The sequence below is a fragment of the Fusicatenibacter sp. genome, from assembly GCF_050872605.1.
GTDB lineage: Bacteria > Bacillota > Clostridia > Lachnospirales > Lachnospiraceae > Fusicatenibacter.
Window position 1 is genome coordinate 1 of sequence record NZ_JBNMHD010000073.1, and the last position, 5,945, is coordinate 5,945.

At 47.7% G+C, this 5,945-nt stretch carries 4 protein-coding genes; 3 read left to right on the forward strand and 1 reads right to left on the reverse strand.

Features of this window, described 5'->3' with window-relative positions:
* Window positions 1-121: 121 nt before the first annotated feature.
* On the reverse strand, window positions 122-820 hold the full coding sequence (locus tag ACY2VT_RS14020; RefSeq protein WP_461880306.1) for a hypothetical protein: 699 nt from the start codon (window positions 818-820) through the stop codon (window positions 122-124).
* Between the two features lie 202 nt (window positions 821-1,022).
* On the opposite strand from ACY2VT_RS14020, the gene ACY2VT_RS14025 reads away from it, so the two are divergent.
* From ACY2VT_RS14025 to ACY2VT_RS14035, 3 genes are read left to right on the forward strand one after another with little or no spacing between them, the layout of a single operon-like run.
* Window positions 1,023-1,469: a MarR family winged helix-turn-helix transcriptional regulator gene (locus tag ACY2VT_RS14025; RefSeq protein ID WP_461880307.1), complete on the forward strand. Its 447-nt coding sequence runs from the start codon at window positions 1,023-1,025 to the stop codon at window positions 1,467-1,469.
* Between the two features lie 45 nt (window positions 1,470-1,514).
* A complete protein-coding gene (locus tag ACY2VT_RS14030; RefSeq protein ID WP_461880308.1) occupies window positions 1,515-3,833 on the forward strand; it encodes an ABC transporter ATP-binding protein in 2,319 nt (772 codons plus the stop codon).
* Window positions 3,826-5,679 carry an ABC transporter ATP-binding protein gene (locus ACY2VT_RS14035; RefSeq protein ID WP_461880309.1) on the forward strand — a complete coding sequence of 618 codons (1,854 nt, stop codon included), beginning with the start codon at window positions 3,826-3,828 and terminating at the stop codon, window positions 5,677-5,679. The genes ACY2VT_RS14030 and ACY2VT_RS14035 overlap by 8 nt, the downstream gene beginning before the upstream one ends.
* The last annotated feature ends 266 nt before the right edge of the window (window positions 5,680-5,945 follow it).

Sequence of the window (5,945 nt, forward strand, 5' to 3'; positions counted from 1 at the left end):
AAGCTGTACCGTAGGGCATACGGGAACAGGATAAACATAGCTTGTGGACACTGTGTAAGACATTGCAGTACCGTAAAGTATTCGTCAATGCAGTAGTGGTAGAAACAAGAATCCCCCTGCTTTAGCTGTGGGGAGTGTCAATCGGCACAGCCAAAAACTCTTCTACATATTGCTCCAATGCCGCAAGCAGTTCTTCAAGCGGAAAGACCTTCAGATCCTGCGCGGCCTCCGGCGGGACGGAGAGGAAGCGGTGCAGGAGATCGAGTACCTGCTGGACATCCTCGTACTGAATTTCTGCGATTCCAGGGTTCGTGACGTTAGGATCGAGATCGAGCGGGATGCAATAGCGGTTGACAAGATAGGTATTCATTTTGGTATAGTCCCCGTAATAATACTCCTCCGTGAGATACTTTGGAAATGGAATGGATGTCTGCGATTTTTTGATATAAACCGTTGCAATCTCATCTCTCATATCTGTAATTTCCCCATCCGCATTATAAAATTCCACAATCTGCGGAATGAAATCCTTAAAAAATTTCCGGTCAATATAAAGATGAAAATAATATCCCAGTGCGCTCGAATCTGGCAGAAGTGAACGGTATTTCACTGTAAACCGTGTAAGATCCGGGAATACCATCATTTTTTCGCGGTAAAGCGGATCGCGGAAATGGGAGGATTCTTTCTGCTGCGTCGCATCTGGCAGAAGATTTCCGATCAGAAAATCATTTACCGATGAAATCGGATATGGAAAATCCGGGTGGGACGGGAGGTGCTTTAACAGCATTTGAGCTGCGGTGAGATGTAAGATAAAACCTGGCATGGGAATGAAGGTGTCCTTTCGTATTTGCTTCTAATCTAAACAAAATGGCAGCGTTTGTCAAATTCTATTTGGGTTACTCTAAATTCTAAAAAAAACATAAACACCGGCAGATTTCTTGACATGGAAATTTGCCGGTGTTATTATTTAACACACGTAAATAAATAACACTGTTAAACATTTGCGCAAAAAGGAGGGGGATAACATGAAGGATGCATTTGAAAAACTGTTTCGTGCGATGCACCAGTTTAAAAAACTGAACGTATCAGACCTGATTCCGGGACTCAGCAGCTCCGAATTTTCCGTTATGGGTGCGATTTTGCAAATGGGAGAAAACGGAAGAATTACAAGCTCCGAACTGGCAGCAAAGACCAAAACACTTCCGCCGGCTGTATCGCGGACACTGCGCGGACTGGAGGAAAAAGGATATGTAGAGCGGACCGTTGACAAAAAAGACCGCAGAAATACGTATATCAGTCTGACAGAGAAGGGCTGGAAAAAGGGGGAAGAGGTACGGGACAGAATGCATGATTTTGGCTGTTCTGTGATGTCACAGTTAAAGGAAGAGGATGTAGATCAGCTGGTTGCTTACCTGGATCGTATCTATGAGATCGCAGAAAAAGAAATTGACACCCGAAAACGACAGAATTAGTGTGCCGGCAAGCTGATACACAAAAAACGACAGAAAGGGGAAAAAATGAGTAAGATTTTCAAAAACATGCTCCCATACTGGAAATCAATTCTTGTGATTCTTATGCTGTTATTTGTCCAGGCGTGGTGCGACCTGTCGCTCCCGTCGTACACATCCGACATTATTGATGTGGGCATTCAGAACAGCGGTGTTGAGCATGTTACGCCCAAAAGGATCACAGAGGAAGAATTTCAGACAGCAAAATTCATCATGACGGATGATGAGGCAGACTTGTGGGAAAGCCTTTATACGAAAAAGGACGGCTATTATGAGCGGAACAAAGCTTCCGAAAAAGAGCTCGATGCAGCGGATGATACGCTGACCGTTGCACTCCTTATGAATTATCAGATGGGTGCGATGGAGGAAACCACCTTCAAACAGCTCATGGCGCAGCAGACCGGTCAGGATGTTTCTGCATTTGAAAACATGACCATAGAGCAGATCGGCGAGATGATGCATGTGGAGCTGAAGAGCTTCCGGCAGGAAAAAGAAGATGAGGATGGAAACAAGGCGGAAGTGACCTGTGTGGATGTCCGTCCGATTTTTGCATCCATGCTCGAGAGTGGACAGATGGAGAAAGATGACGTGCTTTCGATGCGCGACAACATGGAAAAAACGCTCGATACGATGGGAAGCTCGCTGGTAAAATCAATGGGAATTGCCTATGCGGTTTCCGCAGATAAAGCGGCGGGACTTGATATCGACCGGATTCAGAAGTCGTATCTTCTGACGGCTGGCCTTAAGATGGTCGGCATGGCACTTCTGATGGGTGTGGTAACGGTTTTTGTCGGACTGTTTGCATCCCGCGTCGCTGCCGGAATCGGTCGTGATCTGAGAGATCAGGTATTCAAAAAGGTTGTCGGATTTTCCAATGCGGAAATGGATCAATTCTCCACCGCATCTCTGATTACGCGAAGTACAAATGATATCCAGCAGATTCAGATGGTATCGGTGCTGCTGCTGCGCATGATTGCGTATGCGCCGATTCTTGGTATTGGCGGTGTCATTAAGGTGGTAAAAACAGGGGCCGGCATGAGCTGGATTATCGTACTGGCAATTATTGTGATTATCAGCTATGTCATGCTGCTTGTATCCATTACAATGCCAAAATTCAAAAAGATGCAGAAGCTGGTCGATAACATCAATCTGGTTTCCCGTGAGATCCTGACCGGACTTTCCGTTATCCGTGCATTCGGAAGAGAGGATAAAGAAGAAGAGCGTTTTGATACGGCAAACCGGGAGCTGACCGGGACGACACTGTTTACCAACCGTGTCATGACCTTTATGATGCCCGGCATGATGATGATTATGAATGTACTGACCGTAGGAATTGTCTGGTTTGGTGCACACAGAATCGACGAGGGTACGATGCAGGTCGGCGCAATGACAGCGTTCATTACCTATGCCATGATGATTGTTATGTCCTTCCTGATGCTGACAATGATGTCTATTATGCTGCCGCGTGCTGCAGTTGCAGCAGGCCGTATCGACGAGGTTATCCGGACAGAGCTTTCGATTCAGGATGCCGAAATGCCGGAAAAATTAGACGTACACAATGGCGTTGTCCGCTTTAACCATGTCAATTTCCGGTATCCGGGAGCAGAAGAGGATGTATTGCATGATATTGATTTCGTGGCGGAGCCGGGAAAGACAACGGCAATTATCGGAAGTACCGGCTGCGGAAAATCAACACTGGTAAACCTGATTCCTCGTTTTTACGATGTGACGGGCGGACAGATTACCCTGGACGGAAAAGATATCCGAAACATTACCATGAAGGATCTGCGCGACGAGATTGGCTTTGTGCCGCAGAAAGGTGTGCTGTTCTCGGGAACAATCGCATCGAACCTGCGCTTCGGAAAAGAAAATGCAACCGATGCCGAGATCGAAAAAGCAGCCGCGATTGCACAGGCAACAGAGTTTATTGAAGCAAAAGACGATAAATATGACACCGCGATTTCCCAGGGCGGAACGAATGTGTCCGGCGGACAGAAACAGCGTCTGGCGATTGCACGTGCGATTGCCAAGGATCCGAAAATCTTTATTTTCGATGACAGCTTTTCTGCACTTGACCTGAAAACGGATGCGGCGCTTCGAAAAGCACTGGCGGAGAATGTCAAAGACAGCACCGTGATCATCGTGGCACAGCGAATTAGTACAATTCTCCATGCGGAGCAGATTCTGGTGCTCGATGACGGAAAGGTAGTCGGAAAAGGTACACATGAAGAACTGCTGAAGAACTGTAAGGTTTATCAGGAGATTGCAAAATCCCAGCTTTCGGCGAAGGAGCTTGGAATAGAAAGTGAGGTGGCTGACCATGAGTGACAGGAGAAATCAGCAGCCGCGCAAAGGAGGACCGATGGGAGGCATGGGCCGCGGCATGCAGCCGGGCGAAAAGCCGAAGAACCTGAAAAAATCGATCAAACAGCTTGCACAGTATATCGGAAAGTATAAAATTGCGATTTTTGTCGTCATGCTCTGTGCCGCATGCTCGACTGTGTTTAACGTTGCGGGACCGAAGATTCTCGGAAAAGCAACAACGGCATTGTCCGAGGGACTGATGGAAAAAATCAGGGGGACAGGCAGCATTGACTTTACAAAAATCGGAAAAATTCTGTTGTTTACCCTTGGCCTGTATCTGATGAGCGCCCTGTTCAGCTTCATCCAGGGCTGGATTATGACCGGCGTTACCCAGAAGGTATGCTATCGGCTCCGAAAGGAAATTTCGGAGAAAATCAACCGCATGCCGATGAAATATTTTGAGAGCCGCACCTATGGCGAAGTACTCTCCCGCATTACCAACGATGTCGACACACTGGGTCAGGGACTGAACCAGAGCATTACCACAATTATCACATCCGTGGCAACACTGGTCGGCGTTCTGATCATGATGCTGAGTATCTCCCCGCTGATGACGCTGATCGCACTTGTGATCCTGCCGATTTCTATGGGTCTGATCGGACTGGTGACGAAGAAATCCCAGAAATTCTTCCGTGACCAGCAGGAATATCTGGGTCATATCAATGGACAGGTTGAGGAGGTTTACGGCGGCCATCTTGTAATTAAGGCATTTAACCGTGAAAAGGATACCATTGAGGAGTTCGAGAAAACCAACAGCATTCTCTATGATTCCGCATGGAAATCGCAGTTTTTATCCGGCATGATGCAGCCGATTATGATGTTTGTCGGGAATTTGGGCTACGCCTGTGTGGCACTGACCGGAGGTCTGCTGGCAATCCGAAACGTGGTTACAATCGGTGATATCCAGGCATTCATCCAGTATGTAAAAAACTTTACCCAGCCAATCCAGCAGATTGCGCAGGTTATCAACATGGTACAGTCGATGTCGGCGGCATCCGAGCGTGTTTTTGAATTCCTGAACGAGGAAGAGGAAGACCAGATTGTCGAGAATTCGGCAGCAATCGAGACTGTGACAGGAGAAGTCACCTTCGACCACGTACATTTCGGCTACAACCCGGAGCAGATCATCATCAACGATTTCAGCGCCAAAGTAAAACCGGGCCAGAAAATCGCGATCGTCGGCCCGACCGGAGCCGGAAAGACGACGATGGTCAAACTGCTGATGCGCTTCTACGATGTCAACAGCGGAGCCATTCTGCTGAACGACCACAACATCAAAGACTTCAACCGCAGAGAGCTGCGCGATGCCTTTGGTATGGTCCTGCAGGATACGTGGCTGTTCAAGGGAACCATCATGGAAAACATCCGCTACGGCCGGCTCGATGCGACAGATGAGGAAGTCATCGCAGCAGCAAAAGCCGCAAGAGCCCACCACTTCATCCAGACCCTGCCGGGCGGCTATCAGATGGAACTGAATGAAGATGCCAGCAATGTGTCGCAGGGACAGAAACAGCTGCTGACGATTGCAAGAGCCATTCTTGCTGATAATAAGATCCTGATCCTCGATGAGGCAACCTCATCTGTCGATACGAGAACCGAAATCGAGATCCAGAAGGCAATGGATAACCTGATGAAGAGCAGAACAAGCTTTGTCATCGCCCACCGGCTGTCCACCATCCGCGATGCGGATCTGATTCTCGTCATGAAAGACGGAGACATCATCGAGCAGGGCAATCACGAAGAACTGCTCGCGGCAAATGGGTTCTATGCAAATCTTTACAATTCGCAGTTTGAGGATGTGGTGGCGTAAGAGCAGTGGTCCCTACTGTGAGTGGGAATTACAATTCAAAGAAGCAATTCATTTCAGCACCTGCGTCAGTAAAATGATGCAGGTGCTGTTTTGCTTTACGGCTTATCCCAGATACTGCGGCTTGTCCACGACAAACGCATGAGTAAATAAATTGTGAACACGCCCCTTTTTTGATAAAATAAAAGAAAAAGGGGCGTTGTTTATGCAGGAATTATTAGAGTGGATGGAATACATTGAAGACACCCGTCAGCAGACAAAGGTTCGTC

Bases quoted from the DNA above. Each gene is read 5' to 3' on its own strand.
- ACY2VT_RS14020 (WP_461880306.1), bottom strand. From the start codon at position 820: ATGCCAGGTTTTATCTTACATCTCACCGCAGCTCAAATGCTGTTAAAG.
- ACY2VT_RS14025 (WP_461880307.1), top strand. From the start codon at position 1,023: ATGAAGGATGCATTTGAAAAACTGTTTCGTGCGATGCACCAGTTTAAA.
- ACY2VT_RS14030 (WP_461880308.1), top strand. From the start codon at position 1,515: ATGAGTAAGATTTTCAAAAACATGCTCCCATACTGGAAATCAATTCTT.
- ACY2VT_RS14035 (WP_461880309.1), top strand. From the start codon at position 3,826: ATGAGTGACAGGAGAAATCAGCAGCCGCGCAAAGGAGGACCGATGGGA.